Consider the following 18,185-nt stretch of genomic DNA (forward strand, 5'->3'; position numbering starts at 1 on the left):
CTTAAGGCCCAGGGCTCAAATGAAACGATCTGCTTTCTTTATCTCCGACGGCACCGGCATCACAGCCGAAACATTGGGTCAAAGCCTGCTCGCGCAGTTCGAAAACATTACCTTCGCCAAATTCACACGGCCCTATATCGACAGCGTGGATAAAGCGCGGGCCATGGTACAACAAATCAATCTGGCGGCCGAAAAAGACGGTTTTCGTCCGATCATTTTCGACACCATCGTCAACCAGGACATTCGTGAGATTCTCGCAACGTCGAATGGTTTCATGATCGACATCTTCTCCACGTTCCTGGCGCCACTGGAACAGGAGCTGAGTGAACATTCCTCATACTCGGTAGGAAAGTCCCATTCCATTGGCCACAACTCCAACTATATGGAGCGTATCGAGGCAGTGAACTTCGCCCTCGACAACGACGACGGCGCCCGCACCCACTATTACGACAAGGCCGACCTGATCCTGGTGGGCGTGTCCCGCTGCGGCAAAACGCCCACCTGCCTGTACATGGCCATGCAGTTCGGTATCCGAGCAGCCAACTACCCGCTGACCGAAGACGACATGGAGCACCTGACACTGCCGTCGGCCTTGCGCTCGCACCGGCACAAGCTGTTTGGCCTGACCATCGACCCGGACCGCCTCACCTCCATCCGCAACGAGCGCAAACCCAACAGCCGCTACTCCAGCTACGCCCAGTGCGAGTTCGAAGTACGTGAAGTGGAAAATCTGTTCCGTCGCGAGAACATTGCGCACATCAATTCCACGCATTTTTCGGTGGAAGAGATTTCGGCGAAGATTTTGGTGGAGAAGGGTGTGGAGCGCAGGTTCAAGTAATTGTGTTGCCCGGGCTGGCCCCTTCGCGAGCAAGTCGAATCGTCGCACCGCCGCTCCCACATCTGACCGAGTTCCAACTCTGGAATGCAGTCAAATGTGGGAGCTGCGGTGCGACGATTCGACTTGCCTGCGAAGAACGATAACGCGGTGAGCCTGACGATTACAGGTGAAACCGCCCTCCCCCCTGCCCCAGCGCAGTAGCCAACGCATCAAACCCCGCCCGCAACAGCTGATCATCCCCCGACGTATTGCAGATACTCGCCCGAATAAACTGCGGCACCGCCGTCTGCCCCACGGCAAACGCCTCGGCGGTGGCGATCAGGTAATTATTCTGCTTGAGCTCCGCCTCGATTTCCGACGCGCGCCAGGGCTCCGGCACTTCAATCCAGAAGTGCGGGCTGTTGAGGTGGGTGCGGTATTGCAGGCCGTTCAACAGGTCTTTCACCAACGCCTTGCGTCGGCTGATCTCATTGATCTGCTGGCGCAGCAGGTATTCCGCCGTGCCGTTTTCGATCCACTGGGTGGCCAGTTCAAGGGTCACCGGGGTGGCCATCCAGCACGTCGAGCGCAGCGCTGCCGAGATACGGCTGACCAACGCCGGCGGCGCATGCACGTACCCCACGCGTAACCCGGCTGACACCGCCTTGCTCAAACTGCTGATCAGAATCGTACGTTCGGGGGCGAAAAAACTCAGGGGTGGCGGGCGATCTTCCACCAGTACGCCGTGGGCTTCGTCCTCCAGGATCAGCAGGTTGTGCTCACGGCAGACCTTGGCCAAGGCTTCCCGGCGCGGGATCGAGAGCACCGCCGTGGTCGGGTTCTGGATGGTCGGCGTACAGTACAGCGCCGACACCCGGTGATTGCGACAGACTTCATCCAGAGCACTCGGCAGCACGCCCTCTTCGTCCATCTCCAGGCCGATCAGCCGCACGCCGAGCATGCGCGCAGCGGTGATCAACCCGGGGTAAGTCAGCTGTTCGGTGACCACCGTATCGCCCGCCCGCAACAACGCCATCATGGCGCACAACAGGCCGTGCTGGCCGCCATTGACGCAGATGACCTGCTCGGGGATCGGGTGGAAATCGCGTTGCACCAGCCACTGTGCCCCCGCTTCACGGTAACGCGGCAAACCGGCGTCCGGGGTGTAGGCGCTGATGTCCTGGAGGAACTTGGCGTTGGTCGACAGGGTTTGGAAGCTCTGGGCCAGGAACACCGTTTCCTGCCCCGGGATATGCATGTTGCGGCTCATGTCGAAGTATTGGCGCGGCTCCTCGCTGAAATTGCGAAAGCCTTCGTCGCGCTGGCGCTCCATCCCACGCTTGCGCACGAATGTGCCGTCACCCACCCGCGCCACCACCAGCCCCAGGCGTTCCAGCTCGCCGTAGGCCCGGCTGATGGTGCCGATCGTCACACCCAGATTGTCGGAAAGCACCCTATGGGGCGGCAGTTTTCTTCCCGGTTCAATCAAGCCCTCGAGGATGCCCCGTTCCATGACATCGGACAGGCGCTTGTACTTCACGCCCTGCCCGTTGGACAACCCCTCACGCATAATTGACACCATGTCAATATTTGTTTTGACAGCCATCTTTCGCCCTAATAGTGTGCTTTTACGGGTTCAATCGCCGAATTTTACAACTCATTACAAGCTCAATATAGAGTTCAATTCCGGCTCAGGGAAGCAATAAACGATGCCAATGTCCGCCGTTCTCGAAAACACAACAAAAACAAATTCGCGGAAACAGTGGCTGGCAGGCCTCGTGACCAGCGTGATGTTTCTCATCGTGTGCCTGAGCTGGGGCACCACCTGGCTGGGCATCAAGATCGCCGTCGAAAGCGTGCCACCCCTGACGTCCGCAGGCTTGCGCTTCCTCATCGCCTTCCCACTGTTCCTGTGTTTTGCTCTGGTGCGCCGCGAGCCGATCCTGTTTCCCCGTGAGAGCCGCTGGTTCTTCGTGTTCGTGACCCTGTCCTACTTCAGCGTTCCCTATTACCTGCTCAACTACGGCGAAATGCATGTCTCGTCCGGCCTCACCGCCCTACTGTTCAGCTGCATGCCGGTGTTCATCCTGATTTTCTCGGCGCTGTTCCTGCGCGAGCGCATCTACTTCTCCCAGGTCGTCGGCATCGGCATCGGTTTCGGCAGCCTCTACATGATCATCAAGAGCCAGGGCCTGCACCTGGACCACGCCGAGTTCTTCGGGGTACTGGCGATCCTGACCGCCGCGATCATGCATGCCCTGTGCTACGTCATCACCAAGCAGAAAGGCAGCGCCATCAGCGTGATCACCTACAACACCCTGCCCATCGGCATCGCCGGGCTGATGCTGTTCGTGGCCGGCCTGTGGTTCGAAACCCCGGCCTTCGATGCCATCACCCTGCGCTCCTGGAGTGCACTGTTCTACCTGGGGCTGGTGGCGTCGGTCGGCGGGTTCATCGTGTACTTCATGCTGCTCAAGCGCCTGAGCCCGATCATCCTGTCGTTCGTGTTCATCATCTTCCCGGTGTTCGCGGTGATCATCGGCGCCTGGTACGAAGGCGTGGCGATTTCCCGCGACCTGATGCTGTACTCGGCCATCCTGCTGGCCGGCTTTGCGATCACCAAGTTGCCGATTGAAAAGCTCCTGGCCAAGAAACCTTGACCCCCTCACCACCACGCGAGAGAAACATGGACGTCCTCCGCCCAAAAGCCCTTGAACAGATCTACGCCCACGCCAACCGCAGCTACCCCGAGGAGTGCTGCGGCTTCATTTTCGCCGACGGCAGCGTGTACCTGGGCAGCAATATCCAGAATGAGCTTCACCGCAAGAACCCTGAGATGTACCCACGCAGCGCGGCCAACGGTTACACGTTTTCGGTGGCCGACACCCTGCTGATGAACAAGGCGTTTCGCAGCGACAACCCGGTGGTGGTGATCTACCACTCGCACCCGGATGTCGGCGCCTATTTCAGCGATGAAGACCAGGACAAGGCCCTGTTCATGGGCGAACCGATCTACCCCGTCAGCTATTTGGTGGTGGACGTTCGCCAGGGCCAGGCCCTGGGCTCAAAGCTGTTTGCCTGGGACGGCACGCATTTCGCCCTCAACCCTTTCAACGACCTGCACACGGAGTTGTCCATGAACGCTGTCTCTTTCCCCGACATTCTGGTTCGCGTGGCCAAGCTGCCGGAATCGACCCTCGAGGGCACCGGATCGACATTGCGCGAAGTCATTGAAAACCTCTGCAGCAGTCACCCTCAGTTACGCCCGCACCTGTTCCACGAGAAGAACAACCAGCTCAAGGAACACTTCCTGTTCACCGCCGAGGAAGAGTTGATCGGCGCCGACGACACACTGCCGGAAAAAGCCCGGATCGAAGTGTTGCTCGCCACCTCGGGCGGCATGGACGTTGACGGATTGAGCAACGAAGAGATACAGCGCTATGTACGCCACATCACCCTGCCCGGCGTCGGCCGCGAAGGTCAGCTGAACCTCAAGAAAGCCAAGGTCTTGATCATCGGCACCGGCGGCCTGGGCTCGCCCATCAGCCTGTACCTGGCGGCAGCGGGCGTCGGCACCCTGGGCCTGGTGGACTTCGACGTGGTGGAAAGCAGCAACCTGCAACGCCAGATCGTCCACGGCAACAGCACCCTGGGCCTGCCCAAGGTCGAGTCCGCCAAGCAGCGCCTGCAGGACCTCAACCGCCATATCCAGATCAACGCCCACAACACCGCCCTGGATGCCGACAACGCCCTGGCGCTGGTTGGCGCCTACGACCTGGTGATCGACGGCACCGATAATTTCGATACCCGCTATCTCGTCAACGACGCCTGCGTACAGCTCGGCAAACCCTTGGTGTACGGCGCCATCTACCGCTTCGACGGGCAGATCAGCGTGCTCAACTACAAAGGCGGGCCCTGCTATCGCTGCCTGTTTCCCTCGGCACCTCCCGCCGAACTGGCACCCAATTGCAGCGCCGGTGGCGTGATCGGCGTGCTGCCCGGCGTGGTTGGGATGATCCAGGCCACCGAGGCGATCAAGTTGCTGATCGGCATCGGCGAGCCGTTGTCAGGCCGCCTGATGCGTTTCGATGCATTGGCGATGAAGTTCAGCGAAATCCGCTTCAAGCGCCGCGCCGACTGCCCTTGCTGCTCGGAGCTGCGCCACGCCGAACCGCTCACACCGTCGGTGTGCGCCGACGCCGTGCCACCCCAACCGTCCCTGGCCGAAGAACGCTACATCCAGCCCCGCGTGCTCAAGCAACTGCTCGAACACCCGCGCAGCGCCGACGTGCTGGTGGATGTACGCGACGCCAGCGAACTGGAGGTGTGCAAACTGCCAGGGGTGCTGCACATCCCGCTGGCTGAACTGGATGGGCAACTCGACAGCCTCAGCCGCGACAACACCCACTACCTGATCTGCTACGCCGGAACCCGCGCCGAGCAAGCCGCAAGCACCTTGCTGGCGGCCGGCTTCGCCAACACCAAGGTCTTGCAGGGCGGCATGAAACACTGGGTGCGCGACGTCGAACCCGACATGCCGTTGTACTGACCCGGGGGCTGAACAATGTTGCATAACTCCATTCTCGACGTGATCGGCCACACGCCGATCGTGCGCCTGGCGCAGTTTTCCGAAGACCTCGGTATCGAGGTCTACGCCAAGCTCGAATCCCTCAACCCGGGCGGCAGCCACAAGGCACGCATCGCCCTGGGCATGATCCTCGACGCCGAGCGCCGCGGCGTGCTGATCCGCGATTCGGGGCAGACCATCATCGAACCCAGCGGCGGCAACACCGGCATCGGCCTGGTGATGGCCGGCAACGTGCTGGGCTACAAAGTGGTGCTGGTGATTCCCGACAACTACAGCCCCGAAAAACAGAAACTGCTGCGCCTGTACGGGGCCAAGGTGGTGCTGTCGGACAGCCGCCTGGGCAACAACTCCCACGGCGAAAAATGCATGGAGCTGCAGCTGGAAAACCCCAGCTACGTGATGCTCAACCAGCAGCGCAACGGCGCCAACCCCCAGACCCACCGCGACACCACCGCGCCGGAGATCCTCCGTGCATTCGGCGAACAGCGCGTGGACTACTTCGTCAGCGGCATCGGCACCGGGGGCCATATCACCGGCATCGGCGAAACCCTCAAGGTGGCCTGGCCGGCGTTGCGCGTCATGGGTGTGGAGCCAGAGGAATGCGACCTGCTGAAAAACAGGCACGCACCGCACCACATCCAGGGCCTGTCAATCGGCCTGATCCCGAGCATTCTCAATGTGGATGTGCTGGACGGCATGCTCAAGGTGTCGCGCCAGGCGTGCATCGACATGATGAAACGCATCATGCGCACCGACGCCATCAGCCTGGGGTTGTCCTCGGCCGCCAACATGGTGGCCATCGCCCAGCTGGCGCCCGAACTGCCGCCCGAAACGGTGGTGCTGACCATGGTCTACGACAATGCCGACAGTTACCTGCCCAGTTTCGAATAACCGGTTTTCCCACCATTCAGAATGCGGGGGTGCCTCCATGGGGGGCTTTATCGACATGCAACAGCTGCACGATGAGTTGCTCACCCACCTCATCAAAACCCTGACGCCGGCGCAGATGAAGCAGCTGGAACCGCACCTGGCCCCGCTGATCCAGAACGCCGCCCAGGCCGTGGCCGAGGACCTGATCGCCTACGCCTACCGCGATCCGGCTTCGCGTGGGCGTGGCGAGTTGATCCTGGAATCCTATGCCTCGTTCAAGGCCGTGCTGTTCTACCGCCTGGCACACCTGGTGTGGAACTTCTCCGACCAGACCAACGGCGTGTATTCGCGCATTGCCCTCAAGCTGAGCAACCAGGGCAAGGTGCTTTCTGGCGCCGAAATCCACCCGGCAGCCCGTATCGGCCGACGCTTCGTGCTGGACCACGGCTATGGCACGGTCATCGGCGAAACCTGCGAGATCGGCAACGACTGCTACATCCTCTGCGGCGTCACCCTCGGCGCGCGCGGCATTGCCAACAACCCGGATGGCAAGCGCCACCCGCGCCTGGGCAATAACGTCGAGGTCGGTTCCGGCGCACGTGTGCTGGGCTATGTGCTGATTGGCGACAACGTGTTCATCAGCCCGTCCTGCGTGATCACCCAGGACGTGCCGGCCGGCACCAAGGTGAAAGTGGTCAACCAGATCCAGCTGCAAAAGAATGATGAGTCGGACCACAGCAACTACCTGGGGGCCTTTGCCCTGGATGAGCGCCTGCACGTGGTGGGCGAGGTCAACGCCAGCCATAAAGTCACGGTGCTGGACGCCGACTTCCACCCCTTGCCGGGGTTGATGCTGGAACCCACGGTGAAAGAGCGCCATCACCTGCAATTTCGCCTGCGCCGCCTCGAAATCGGCAACCACCTGCCGCGCCTGCCGCTGAACCTCAAAGTCTGCGGTCCGGAATTCGAAATCACCCTGCTCTCCCCCCCTGGCTTGAGCGCAATGGTGCGTCACCTGCTGCAAGCCAGCCCACTGATTGTCGGAGGTTGAACATGTCCGTGCACACCATGGAGACCCTGGCGCTGTTCGACAGCGCGCCTTACCAGAACACCTTCAGCGCCCGGGTGATTGCCGTCGGCGAACAGGGCATTGCCCTTGAACACACGCTGTTCTACCCCACAGGTGGTGGCCAGCCCGGAGACACTGGCTACTTCACCCTGGCGGATGGCGCGCGGGTCGAGGTGGTGGGAACGGTCCGCGACCCGGTAATGCGCTCGATCATCTGGCATCAGGTGGAGCACTGCCCGGAGCAATTGACCGTAGGCACACAGGTGGACGCCGGCCTGGACTGGGAGCGGCGCTACCAGCACATGAAGATGCACACCTGCCTGCACCTGTTGTGCTCACTGATCGATGCGCCGGTGACCGGTTGCAGCATCAGTGCTGACAAAGGCCGCCTGGATTTCGACCTGCCAGAAATGACACTCGACAAAGACAGCCTCACCCACGACCTGAATGCCCTGATCCAGCAGGCTCACGCCGTCAACACCCTGTCGATGCCTGCCACGGAATACGCCACCCTGCTGCAGATCACACGCACCCAGGCGGTGGCGCCACCGGTGATCCAGGGGTCAGTGCGGGTGATCGAAATTGCCGGGATCGATATCCAGCCGTGCGGCGGCACCCACGTGGCCAACACCGAGGAAATCGGCCGGGTGTTTTGCGAAAAGATCGAGAAGAAGAGCAAGCACAATCGCCGGGTGATTCTGCGCTTTGAGTGAGCGGCCGAAGCTATCGAAGGCCAGTGCGGGCGTTGCCCCACACTAGCCGATTCGATACCGAGCTTTAGTTTTTTTTCTCGCTGACTTGCTGGGTCAGAGCCTGGAACTTCTGTTCAAACGTTGACAGCGTCTTCTCAAAGTACGCCTCCATCTGATTAATCTGAGCTTCGAGTTCCTCGTTCGCTTGCTTGAGACGATCAACGTTGCCGGGAGCAGGCGCTGTTGAGTTATCAGCTGGCGCGGATTCTTTACGTTGCTCGGGGGCGGCTGTATCAGGTGCTGCATTATTCGGCGGGGTGGAATCGGTGGTGCCTGGCTGCACAGCAGGTGTCTCCTGTCGAGGAACGCCTTTACTCAGAAGTTGAGTCAAATTGTCCAGTTTCGTCGTCAGCTTTTTCATCGCGTCTTCAAATCGCTCAAGTAATGTTTTGAGCGCAGTGTGGAGCTGTGTGATTTCAGCCTCCAATTTATCAAGCCCCTGAGGCGGACTTCGCTCAGCCGTCTCAGTACCCCGAGTTTGGGTATCTGGTGTGGCAGGCGTTTCGGGCGGCACAGGCTGGCTGTCAGCGCGAGGGTTCTCTGGCTTGGTATCCGGCGCACTGGGGGCGTGTTCAGGCGTTTTAGCACCGGCAGTGAGCTGCTGAGTCAGGCCTTCTATTTTCGTATTGAGTTCAATAATTTTCGCATCGTACTTTGTGATCAACGCCTCGTACTTGGCGACAAGGTTTTGATTTTTCTGCGTCAGTTCTGCCAACTCGCCCTTGGACTCGGCGCCCTGAGGCTGCTGATTGACGATGTTGTTGTGCCTGGAAAACTGACCACGTTGCTCTGCCCCTACTGGAGGGCGAGGCGGCTTGGATTCGGTCGTGTTATTGGCCGGGTTGGCGCTTGCGCCAGCGGGGTCACTGGAAGAAGGGGATTGAGACGTTGGCGGCATTTCGTAGCGGTATTGGGGAGCATACTGCTGATTATTGATACTGCTCATAATGCACCTCTCAGTTTCGCGGTTGTCCCGCGTGTAGGGTTTGTCAGACGATGTGATTAACAAGCCATCCAACGACCTGATTGGCACTTAGTAGGAAACCAGTTCCCTGAGGGAGAGAAATCTACGTGGGTATTTGTTTCAGGGTGAAAAAACCGTCGACGCCCAAGCCACGTTTCGTACAGGAAACTGACAGGAAATTTATGCGCTTGTAACATTCAGAAACGTACAATCCCGCCTGTGGCCATCCTCCCCTGATGCGCTGCAAACCGACCATGGAAAAGAGCGCCCGCCCATTCCCGGTGGGTCTTTCGAACAGAAGCTAAGCTCACCCCCATCGCACCTCTTTAGAACCTGAACGCTGCAGGAATGACTGCCTATGAACAAAGTGTTCCGCCACTACATCCCGGCGTCCACATTGCGCTTGCTGCCCAACCGTTGGGATTTGGTCGCCCTGCCGCTGGTAATCGGCTTCCTCCTGTTTTTCTCCATCACCGCCCGTGAAACCTGGGCGCCTATCACCACCCTGCAAAGCGAAGTCATTTCCCTCGACCCGGCCAACCTGCCGGAATACGCGATGCGCACCACCCTGCGCATGCTCGCGGCAATGGTCGCAGCGTTGGTGTTCACCTTTTTGTACGGCACCCTGGCCGCCAAAAGCCGGCGCGCCGAGAAACTGCTGGTGCCGGTGCTCGACATCCTGCAATCGGTGCCGGTGCTGGGGTACATCTCGTTCACGGTGACGTTCTTCCTGCTGCTGTTTCCCGGGCGCGTGCTGGGGGCCGAGTTCGCAGCGATCTTCGCGATCTTTACCAGCCAGGCCTGGAACATGACGTTCAGCTTCTACCAGTCCCTGCGCATGCTGCCCCATGACCTGGTGGAGGTTTCCACCAACTTGAGGCTCTCCGGCTGGCAAAAGTTCTGGAAGCTCGACGTGCCGTTCGCCATGCCGGGGCTGGTGTGGAACATGATGATGAGCATGTCCGGCGGCTGGTTCTTCGTGGTTGCCTCCGAAGCCATCACCGTGGGCGACAAGACCATCACCCTGCCCGGCGTGGGTTCGTACCTGGCCCTGGCGATTGCCCAGAAAGACCTGCACGCGGTGGGCTACGTGATCCTGGCGATGATCGCGGTGATCCTGATCTACGACCAGTTCCTGTTCCGCCCACTGGTGGCCTGGGCCGACAAGTTCCGCATGGAAACCACCGCGTCCCAAGGCGACGCACCGCAATCCTGGGTGCTGAACCTGATTCAACGCACACGCATCGTGCAGCGCATCCTGCGCCCCATGACCCGTGCCATCAGCCGCATCGGCAACAAGCGCTTCAGCCTGGCCGGCGGTGCATTCAAGGCGCTGCCGGTTGAAACCCCCGCGGCGTCAAAAGTGATCGATTGGGTGTGGGGCACGCTGATTGCCCTGATGGCCGCCTATGCGCTGTATCACATCGTGATGTACGTCGGCACCGAAGTGGGCCTGGCCGAAGTGGGCCATGTGCTGGTACTGGGCCTGATCACCCTGCTGCGGGTGGCCGGGCTGATCCTGATCGCCTCGCTGATCTGGGTGCCCCTGGGCGTGATGATCGGCCTGCGCCCCAAGTTGGCAGAGAAGATCCAGCCACTGGCGCAGTTCCTCGCGGCGTTCCCGGCGAACCTGCTGTTCCCGGTGTTCGTCATCGTGATCCTGCACTACCACCTCAACCCGGATATCTGGCTGAGCCCGCTGATCGTGCTGGGCACCCAGTGGTACATCCTGTTCAACGTGATTGCCGGCGCCACCGCGTTTCCCAACGACTTCAAGGAAGCCGCCGCCAACTTCCGCATTCGCGGCTGGCTGTGGTGGCGCAAGGTGATGCTGCCGGGGATTTTCCCCTACTACGTCACTGGCGCCATCACCGCCTCGGGCGGTGCGTGGAACGCCAGCATCGTGTCCGAGTACGTGTCCTGGGGTCAGGACAATGTGGTCGCCCATGGGCTGGGCGCCTACATCGCACAAACCACTGCGGCCGGCGACTTCCCGAAGATCGCCCTGGGCGTGGTGGTGATGTCGATCTTTGTGGTGGCGTTCAACCGCGCGGTCTGGCGACCGATGTATGCCATTGCAGAAAACAAACTTCGCTTGAATTGACGGGATGCGTCGTGATGACTACCTCTACTGAACACACCGTCGACACCCCGGAAATCTACTCGCTGAAAAACGTGAACCGGGTGTTCGGCAAAGGCAAGGACGAGCTGCAAGTCCTCAGCGGCGTAGACCTGAGCCTGCACGAGGGCGAGATCGTCGGCATGCTTGGCCGTTCCGGCTCTGGCAAGTCGACCTTGTTGCGCATCATCGCCGGCCTGATCCAGCCGTCGTCGGGCGAAGTCCGCTACCAGGGCGCCCCGCTCAACGGCCCGGCCGAAGGCGTGGCCATGGTGTTCCAGACCTTTGCCCTGTTCCCCTGGCTGACCGTGCTGGAAAACGTGGAAGCCGGCCTGCAAGCCTTGCAGGTCGAGCGCAAGGAAACCCGGCGCCGCGCCCTGGCGGCCATCGACCTGATTGGCCTGGACGGCTTCGAAAACGCCTACCCGCGCGAATTGTCCGGTGGCATGCGCCAGCGCGTGGGCTTTGCCCGGGGCCTGGTGGTCAATCCGACCTTGCTGCTGATGGACGAACCCTTCTCGGCCCTCGACGTGCTCACCGCCGAAACCCTGCGCACCGACCTGCTGGACCTGTGGAGCGGCAAGCAGCTGCCGATCAAGTCGATCCTGATCGTGACCCACAACATCGAAGAAGCAGTGTTGATGTGCGACCGCATCCTGGTGCTGTCCTCCAACCCTGGCCGTGTGGTGGCCGAGATCAAAGTGCCGTTTGCTCACCCGCGCAATCGCCTGGACCCGACGTTCCGGCAGATGGTCGACGACATCTACGCACTGATGACCGACCGCCGAAGTGCCGATGCCAGCGCCGGCAAACCGGAACTGAAAATGGGCAGCCTGCTGCCGGAAGTGTCCACCAACCTGATGGCCGGCCTGATCGAAACCCTGGCCGCTGAGCCCTACAACGGCCATGCCGGCTTGCCCACCGTGGCCGAACGGCGCCTGCTGGAAGTCGACGACCTGTTCCCGGTGGCGGAGATGCTGGAGCACCTGGGCTTTGCTGAACTCAAAGGCGCCGACATCACCCTCACCGACGCCGGCAAGCTGTTCGCCGACTACGGCACCCAGGAACGCAAGACCCTGTTCGCCGAGCATTTGATCCAGCACGTGCCATTAGCCGCGCGCATTCATCAGGTGTTGCTAGAGCGCAGCGGGCACCGTGCGCCACGGGTGCGTTTCGAGCAGGAACTGGAAGACTCGATGACCGAAGCCTTCGTGGAGAAAACCCTGGAAAGCGTGGTGGCCTGGGGGCGGTATGCGGAGATCTTCTCCTATGACGACCATACCGAGACGTTCAGCCTGGAAGATGTTGAAGGCAGTATGTAATCGCCTTGAGCAACACAGAACAAAATGTGGGAGATGGCTTGCCTGCGATAGCAATAGTGAATCCACTACCGCCATCGCAGGCAAGCCAGCTCCCACACAAGCCCAGTTCCACAGTGGATCAGTGGTGTTTGTCAGATCACGAACAGGTCCATGAACCGGTTCACCGGCGTGGCTTCAAGCCGCGCCTGGTCCTTGCACAACGCAAAAATCTCCCCGCTGCGCTGTGCGGTAAACCGCGTGGCCAGGTTGGCCTTGAACTTGTCTTCCAGCAACGGAATGCCGTCCACCCGGCGACGGCGATGCCCGATCGGGTACTCCACCGCCACTTGCCCGGTGCTGGACCCATCCTTGAAAAATACCTGCACGGCGTTGGCAATCGAGCGTTTGTCCGTCTCCAGGTACTCCCGGCTGTAGCGTGGGTCTTCGACGATCACCATCTTGTCACGCAGCTCATCAATGATCGGGTGCGCCGCGTGGAACTCATCTTCGTACTGCTCGGCCACCAGGTTGCCGAACGCCAGGGGCACGGCCGTCATGTATTGCAGGCAATGGTCGCGGTCAGCGGCATTGGCCAACGGGCCTACCTTGGAAATGATGCGGATCGCCGACTCGTGGGTGGTGATCACGATGCGTTCGATTTCATGCAACCGGTTTTTCACCAACGGGTGCAACGTCACCGCCGCTTCGCAGGCCGTTTGCGCGTGGAACTCGGCTGGGAAGCTGATCTTGAACAGCACGTTTTCCATCACGTAGCTGCCGTAAGGCTGGGGCAGGCTGAACCCACGCTTGCCTTCGGGCTTGAGCGCAAGGTCCTTGTTGGTGTGGCTGAACAACACGTCGTAGAAGCCCCATTGCGGCGCGCTCAACACACCGGGAATGCCCATCTCACCGCGCAGGGCGATATCTGCCAGGCGCACGCCACGGCTCGACGCGTCCCCCGCCGCCCAGGATTTGCGTGAGCCGGCATTCGGTGCATGGCGGTAGGTGCGCAACGCCTGCCCATCGACAAACGCGTGGGACAAGGCCGCCAGCAGTTGCTCGCGGTTGGCACCCATCAGCTTGGCGGTGACGGCGGTGGAGGCGACTTTCACCAGCAGTACATGGTCGAGGCCGACACGGTTGAAGGAATTCTCTAAGGCAATCACGCCCTGGATTTCGTGGGCCATGATCATGGCTTCCAGCACCGCGCGCACCGTCAACGGAGCGTCGCCATTGGCCACGCGCTGTTGCGACAGATGATCCGCCACGGCGAGGATGCCGCCGAGGTTGTCAGAAGGGTGACCCCATTCGGCAGCGAGCCAGGTGTCGTTGTAGTCGAGCCAGCGCACGATGCAACCGATGTCCCACGCGGCCTTTACCGGGTCCAGGCGGAACGAGGTGCCCGGCACGCGAGCGCCAAACGGCACCACCGTGCCCTCGACGATCGGTCCCAGGTGCTTGGTGCACTCGGGGAAGCGCAGGGCGAGCAGGCCGCAACCGAGGGTGTCCATCAGGCAGTTGCGGGCGGTGTCCAGTGCCTCACGGGAATCGATCCGGTAATTGAGGACGTAATCGGCAATGTCCTGCAGGACCGGGTCGTAGTCCGGGCGGTTGTTCTGGTCGACGTTGGCGCTCATGGCAGTACTCCAAAAATGGGGTGGGGTCAGTCCTCGGGCTCACGGTTGTAAGAAGCAGATCTTGGCTGTCCGCCTTGGAATAGAGACCCTGTGGGAGCGGGCTTGCTCGCGAAAGCGGCAGGTCAGCCAATACATTCGGTGACTGACAAACCGCATTCGCGAGCAAGCCCGCTCCCACATTGGGTCGGCGCAGGTCGTTAGAAAACGTCGCCGGGCACGCGCACGAAGCCTTCCATCAGCACGCGGGCACTGCGGCTCATGATGGCTTTCTTCACCACCCACTCACCGTCCACTTGGCTAGCCTCGGCGCCGACACGCAACGTGCCGGACGGGTGCCCAAAACGCACAGCATTGCGCTCCACACCACCCGCCGCCAGGTTCACCAGGGTGCCGGAAATCGCCGCCGCCGTGCCAATCGCCACCGCCGCCGTGCCCATCATGGCGTGGTGCAACTTGCCCATGGACAGCGCACGCACCAGCAGGTCGACATCCCCCGCCTTGATCGCCTTGCCACTGGACGCCACGTAGTCCAAAGGTTTCGCTACAAAGGCCACTTTCGGCGTGTGTTGGCGTTGCGCGGCTTCGTCCAGGTGCTTGATCAGGCCCATGCGCAGTGCGCCATAAGCCCGTACGGTTTCGAACATCGCCAGGGCCTTGGGGTCGCTGTTGATCGCGCCCTGCAGCTCGGTGCCGGTGTAGCCGAGGTCTTCGGCGTTGATGAAGATGGTCGGGATGCCCGCGTTGATCAGCGTGGCCTTGAAGGTGCCCACACCGGGCACTTCGAGGTCGTCCACCAGGTTGCCGGTGGGGAACATCGAACCACCGCCGCCCTCTTCTTCCGCCGCCGGGTCCATGAACTCCAGCTGCACTTCGGCGGCCGGGAAGGTCACGCCATCCAGTTCGAAATCGCCGGTTTCCTGCACCGCACCGTCAGTGATCGGCACGTGGGCAATAATGGTCTTGCCGATATTGGCCTGCCACACGCGCACCACAGCCACGCCGTTGTGGGGTACGCGAGCAGGGTCGACCAGACCGGCGCTGATAGCGAACGAACCGACCGCCGCCGACAGGTTGCCGCAGTTGCCGCTCCAGTCCACGAACGGCTTGTCGATGGAGACCTGACCGAACAGGTAATCCACGTCGTGGTCGGCGCGGGTACTCTTGGCCAGGATCACCGTCTTGCTGGTGCTGGAGGTGGCGCCGCCCATGCCGTCGATCTGCTTGTCGTAGGGGTCGGGGCTGCCGATCACCCGCAACAGCAAGGCGTCACGGGCAGCCCCCGGCACCTGCGCCGACTCAGGCAGGTCCGTGAGGCTGAAGAACACGCCCTTGCTGGTGCCGCCACGCATGTAGGTGGCGGGGATCTTGATTTGCGCTACGTGTGCCATGGTGTCCTCTCAGGCCGTTGCCGCCGATTCCAGGAAGTCCTGGGCAAAACGTTGCAACACGCCGCCCGCCTCGTAGATCGACACTTCTTCGGCGGTGTCCAGGCGGCAAGTCACCGGCACTTCGACACGTTCGCCATTCTTGCGGTTGATCACCAACGTCAACGTGGCGCGCGGGGTACGCGCGCCGACCACGTCATAGGTTTCGCTGCCGTCGATCTTCAAGGTGTGGCGGTCGGTGCCCGGCAGGAACTCCAGCGGCAACACGCCCATGCCCACCAGGTTGGTGCGGTGGATGCGCTCGAAACCTTCGGCGGCAATCGCTTCCACACCCGCCAGGCGCACGCCCTTGGCCGCCCAGTCGCGAGACGAACCCTGGCCGTAGTCGGCGCCGGCAATGATGATCAGCGGCTGCTTGCGCTCCATGTAGGTCTCAATGGCTTCCCACATCCGCGTCACTTGGCCCTCAGGCTCGATACGCGCCAGGGAGCCCTGCTTGACCTTGCCGTTTTCCTGCACCATTTCGTTGAACAGTTTCGGGTTGGCAAAGGTGGCGCGCTGCGCGGTCAGGTGATCGCCGCGGTGGGTGGCGTAGGAGTTGAAGTCGACTTCCGGCAGGCCCATTTTCGCCAGGTACTCGCCGGCGGCGCTGTCGAGCATGATCGCGTTGGACGGCGACAGGTGGTCGGTGGTGATGTTGTCCGGCAGCACCGCCAGCGGGCGCATGCCCTTGAGCGGCCGCGCACCGGCCAGTGCGCCTTCCCAGTACGGCGGGCGGCGGATGTAGGTGCTTTGCGGGCGCCAGTCATACAGCGGCGCGACTTTGGGGCCGGTGTCTTCGTGGATGGCGAACATCGGGATGTAGACCTTGCGGAACTGCTCCGGCTTGACTGACGCCTTGACCACCGCATCGATTTCTTCGTCGCTCGGCCAGATGTCCTGCAGGCGGATTTCCTTGCCGTTGGCGTCCAGGCCCAGCACGTCTTTTTCGATGTCGAAACGGATGGTGCCGGCAATCGCGTAGGCCACTACCAGCGGCGGCGACGCCAGGAAGGCCTGCTTGGCATATGGGTGGATACGCCCGTCGAAGTTGCGGTTGCCGGACAGCACGGCGGTGGCGTAAAGGTCGCGATCGATGATTTCCTGCTGGATCACCGGGTCGAGCGCACCAGACATCCCATTACAGGTGGTGCAGGCAAACGCCACCACGCCGAAGCCGAGTTTTTCCAGTTCGTGGCCCAGGCCCGCTTCTTCGAGGTACATGGCCACGGTTTTCGAACCCGGGGCCAGGGACGATTTGACCCAAGGCTTGCGGGTCAACCCGAGCTTGTTGGCATTGCGCGCCAACAGGCCTGCGGCGATCACGTTGCGCGGATTGCTGGTGTTGGTGCAGCTGGTGATGGCCGCGATGATCACCGCGCCGTCAGGCATCTGGCCGGGCACTTCGTCCCACTGGCCGCTGATGCCCTTGGAGGCCAGGTCGCTGGTGGCGACGCGGGCGTGCGGGTTGCTCGGGCCAGCCATGTTGCGCACGACGCTGGACAGGTCGAAGGTGAGGCCTCGCTCGTATCGCGCACCTTTGAGGTCATCGGCCCACAGGCCGGTGTGGCGGGCGTATTGCTCCACCAGGGTGACTTGTTCGTCTTCGCGACCGGTGAGTTTCAGGTAGGCGATGGTCTGCTGGTCGATATAGAACATTGCCGCCGTGGCGCCGTATTCCGGAGCCATGTTGGAGATGGTTGCGCGGTCGCCCAAGGTGAGTGCCGAGGCACCTTCACCGAAAAATTCCAGCCAGGCGCCGACCACTTTCTGCTTGCGCAGGAACTCGGTCAGCGCCAGCACCATGTCGGTGGCGGTGATGCCCGGCAGCAGCTTGCCGGTGAGTTCCACGCCAACGCTTTCCGGCAGGCGCATCCATGAAGCGCGGCCGAGCATCACGCTCTCGGCCTCAAGGCCACCGACACCGATGGCGATCACGCCCAGCGCGTCGACGTGCGGGGTATGGCTGTCGGTACCGACGCAGGTGTCGGGGAAGGCCACGCCGTCGCGCACCTGGATCACCGGCGACATTTTCTCCAGGTTGATCTGGTGCATGATGCCGTTGCCCGGCGGGATCACGTCGACGTTCTTGAAGGCCTTTTTGGTCCACTCGATAAAGTGAAAACGGTCTTCGTTGCGGCGGTCTTCGATGGCGCGGTTTTTCTCGAACGCGTCCGGGTCGAAACCACCGGCTTCAACAGCCAGGGAGTGGTCGACGATCAGCTGAGTCGGCACCACCGGGTTGACCTGCGCCGGGTCGCCACCTTGTTGGGCGATGGCATCGCGCAGGCCGGCAAGGTCCACCAGGGCGGTCTGGCCGAGGATGTCGTGGCACACCACGCGCGCCGGGAACCAGGGGAAGTCGAGGTCGCGCTTGCGCTCGATCAGTTGACTCAGGGACGCGTTGAGGGTGGCCGGGTCGCAGCGCCGCACCAGGTTTTCGGCGAGCACGCGGGAGGTGTAGGGCAAGGTGGCGTAGGCACCGGGGGTGATGGCCTCGACCGCCGCACGGGCGTCGAAGAAATCCAGGCGGCTGCCGGGGAGCGGTTTGCGAAATTCAGTGTTCATCGTCAGGACTCGGTCACGGTGATTGCAAAAGGAGCCGACTGATTTCGAACTGGAATGCGATCAAACTGTGGGAGCG

Annotated in this window: 13 protein-coding genes; 8 read left to right on the top strand and 5 right to left on the bottom strand. The window is 61.6% G+C overall.

Annotated elements, in window-relative coordinates:
- The first annotated feature begins 19 nt into the window (after positions 1 to 19).
- Positions 20 to 838, top strand: coding sequence for a pyruvate, water dikinase regulatory protein (locus tag M2394_RS15115; RefSeq protein ID WP_176996340.1), 819 nt, complete (start codon positions 20 to 22; stop codon positions 836 to 838).
- A 160-nt stretch (positions 839 to 998) separates the two neighbouring features.
- Here the strand turns inward: M2394_RS15115 and M2394_RS15120 are convergent, their stop codons facing one another.
- Positions 999 to 2,423 carry a PLP-dependent aminotransferase family protein gene (locus tag M2394_RS15120; protein ID WP_178924719.1) on the bottom strand — a complete coding sequence of 475 codons (1,425 nt, stop codon included), beginning with the start codon at positions 2,421 to 2,423 and terminating at the stop codon, positions 999 to 1,001.
- Between the two features lie 160 nt (positions 2,424 to 2,583).
- On the opposite strand from M2394_RS15120, the gene M2394_RS15125 reads away from it, so the two are divergent.
- The 5 genes from M2394_RS15125 to M2394_RS15145 are packed head-to-tail and all read left to right on the top strand — an operon-like array spanning position 2,584 to position 8,057.
- A complete protein-coding gene (locus M2394_RS15125; protein ID WP_178924725.1) occupies positions 2,584 to 3,477 on the top strand; it encodes a DMT family transporter in 894 nt (297 codons plus the stop codon).
- Between the two features lie 26 nt (positions 3,478 to 3,503).
- The gene (moeB, locus tag M2394_RS15130) at positions 3,504 to 5,366 is read left to right on the top strand and encodes a molybdopterin-synthase adenylyltransferase MoeB (protein WP_259173024.1); all 1,863 of its coding nucleotides are present in this window, start codon (positions 3,504 to 3,506) and stop codon (positions 5,364 to 5,366) included.
- Between the two features lie 15 nt (positions 5,367 to 5,381).
- Positions 5,382 to 6,296, top strand: a complete 915-nt coding sequence (locus M2394_RS15135) for a PLP-dependent cysteine synthase family protein (protein WP_259173025.1) — start codon at positions 5,382 to 5,384, stop codon at positions 6,294 to 6,296.
- Positions 6,297 to 6,333: 37 nt separating this feature from the next.
- The gene (locus M2394_RS15140; RefSeq protein WP_259173026.1) at positions 6,334 to 7,326 is read left to right on the top strand and encodes a serine O-acetyltransferase; all 993 of its coding nucleotides are present in this window, start codon (positions 6,334 to 6,336) and stop codon (positions 7,324 to 7,326) included.
- Between the two features lie 2 nt (positions 7,327 to 7,328).
- The gene (locus M2394_RS15145; protein WP_259173027.1) at positions 7,329 to 8,057 is read left to right on the top strand and encodes an alanyl-tRNA editing protein; all 729 of its coding nucleotides are present in this window, start codon (positions 7,329 to 7,331) and stop codon (positions 8,055 to 8,057) included.
- 64 nt (positions 8,058 to 8,121) lie between these two features.
- On the opposite strand, the gene M2394_RS15150 is transcribed toward M2394_RS15145, so the two are convergent.
- The gene (locus M2394_RS15150) at positions 8,122 to 9,042 is read right to left on the bottom strand and encodes a hypothetical protein (RefSeq protein WP_259173029.1); all 921 of its coding nucleotides are present in this window, start codon (positions 9,040 to 9,042) and stop codon (positions 8,122 to 8,124) included.
- Positions 9,043 to 9,418: 376 nt separating this feature from the next.
- Here M2394_RS15150 and M2394_RS15155 point away from each other — a divergent pair, with 376 nt between their 5' ends.
- Both M2394_RS15155 and M2394_RS15160 read left to right on the top strand, forming a co-directional pair.
- On the top strand, positions 9,419 to 11,164 hold the full coding sequence (locus tag M2394_RS15155; RefSeq protein ID WP_259173030.1) for an ABC transporter permease subunit: 1,746 nt from the start codon (positions 9,419 to 9,421) through the stop codon (positions 11,162 to 11,164).
- Between the two features lie 14 nt (positions 11,165 to 11,178).
- Positions 11,179 to 12,501, top strand: a complete 1,323-nt coding sequence (locus M2394_RS15160) for an AAA-associated domain-containing protein (protein ID WP_176996348.1) — start codon at positions 11,179 to 11,181, stop codon at positions 12,499 to 12,501.
- 131 nt (positions 12,502 to 12,632) lie between these two features.
- On the opposite strand, the gene prpD is transcribed toward M2394_RS15160, so the two are convergent.
- The 3 genes from prpD to acnD form a co-directional block, all read right to left on the bottom strand.
- Positions 12,633 to 14,117: a 2-methylcitrate dehydratase gene (gene prpD, locus M2394_RS15165; protein ID WP_259173031.1), complete on the bottom strand. Its 1,485-nt coding sequence runs from the start codon at positions 14,115 to 14,117 to the stop codon at positions 12,633 to 12,635.
- 197 nt (positions 14,118 to 14,314) lie between these two features.
- On the bottom strand, positions 14,315 to 15,505 hold the full coding sequence (gene prpF, locus M2394_RS15170) for a 2-methylaconitate cis-trans isomerase PrpF (RefSeq protein WP_259173032.1): 1,191 nt from the start codon (positions 15,503 to 15,505) through the stop codon (positions 14,315 to 14,317).
- Between the two features lie 9 nt (positions 15,506 to 15,514).
- Positions 15,515 to 18,109, bottom strand: a complete 2,595-nt coding sequence (acnD, locus tag M2394_RS15175) for a Fe/S-dependent 2-methylisocitrate dehydratase AcnD (RefSeq protein WP_259173033.1) — start codon at positions 18,107 to 18,109, stop codon at positions 15,515 to 15,517.
- Positions 18,110 to 18,185 lie beyond the last annotated feature (76 nt).

Source organism: Pseudomonas sp. BIGb0164, from assembly GCF_024810135.1.
In the GTDB taxonomy this organism is placed as follows: Bacteria; Pseudomonadota; Gammaproteobacteria; order Pseudomonadales; family Pseudomonadaceae; genus Aquipseudomonas.

Bases quoted from the DNA above. Each gene is read 5' to 3' on its own strand.
- M2394_RS15115 (WP_176996340.1), top strand. From the start codon at position 20: ATGAAACGATCTGCTTTCTTTATCTCCGACGGCACCGGCATCACAGCC.
- M2394_RS15120 (WP_178924719.1), bottom strand. From the start codon at position 2,423: ATGGCTGTCAAAACAAATATTGACATGGTGTCAATTATGCGTGAGGGG.
- moeB (WP_259173024.1), top strand. From the start codon at position 3,504: ATGGACGTCCTCCGCCCAAAAGCCCTTGAACAGATCTACGCCCACGCC.
- M2394_RS15135 (WP_259173025.1), top strand. From the start codon at position 5,382: ATGTTGCATAACTCCATTCTCGACGTGATCGGCCACACGCCGATCGTG.
- M2394_RS15140 (WP_259173026.1), top strand. From the start codon at position 6,334: ATGGGGGGCTTTATCGACATGCAACAGCTGCACGATGAGTTGCTCACC.
- M2394_RS15145 (WP_259173027.1), top strand. From the start codon at position 7,329: ATGTCCGTGCACACCATGGAGACCCTGGCGCTGTTCGACAGCGCGCCT.
- M2394_RS15150 (WP_259173029.1), bottom strand. From the start codon at position 9,042: ATGAGCAGTATCAATAATCAGCAGTATGCTCCCCAATACCGCTACGAA.
- M2394_RS15155 (WP_259173030.1), top strand. From the start codon at position 9,419: ATGAACAAAGTGTTCCGCCACTACATCCCGGCGTCCACATTGCGCTTG.
- M2394_RS15160 (WP_176996348.1), top strand. From the start codon at position 11,179: ATGACTACCTCTACTGAACACACCGTCGACACCCCGGAAATCTACTCG.
- prpD (WP_259173031.1), bottom strand. From the start codon at position 14,117: ATGAGCGCCAACGTCGACCAGAACAACCGCCCGGACTACGACCCGGTC.
- prpF (WP_259173032.1), bottom strand. From the start codon at position 15,505: ATGGCACACGTAGCGCAAATCAAGATCCCCGCCACCTACATGCGTGGC.
- acnD (WP_259173033.1), bottom strand. From the start codon at position 18,109: ATGAACACTGAATTTCGCAAACCGCTCCCCGGCAGCCGCCTGGATTTC.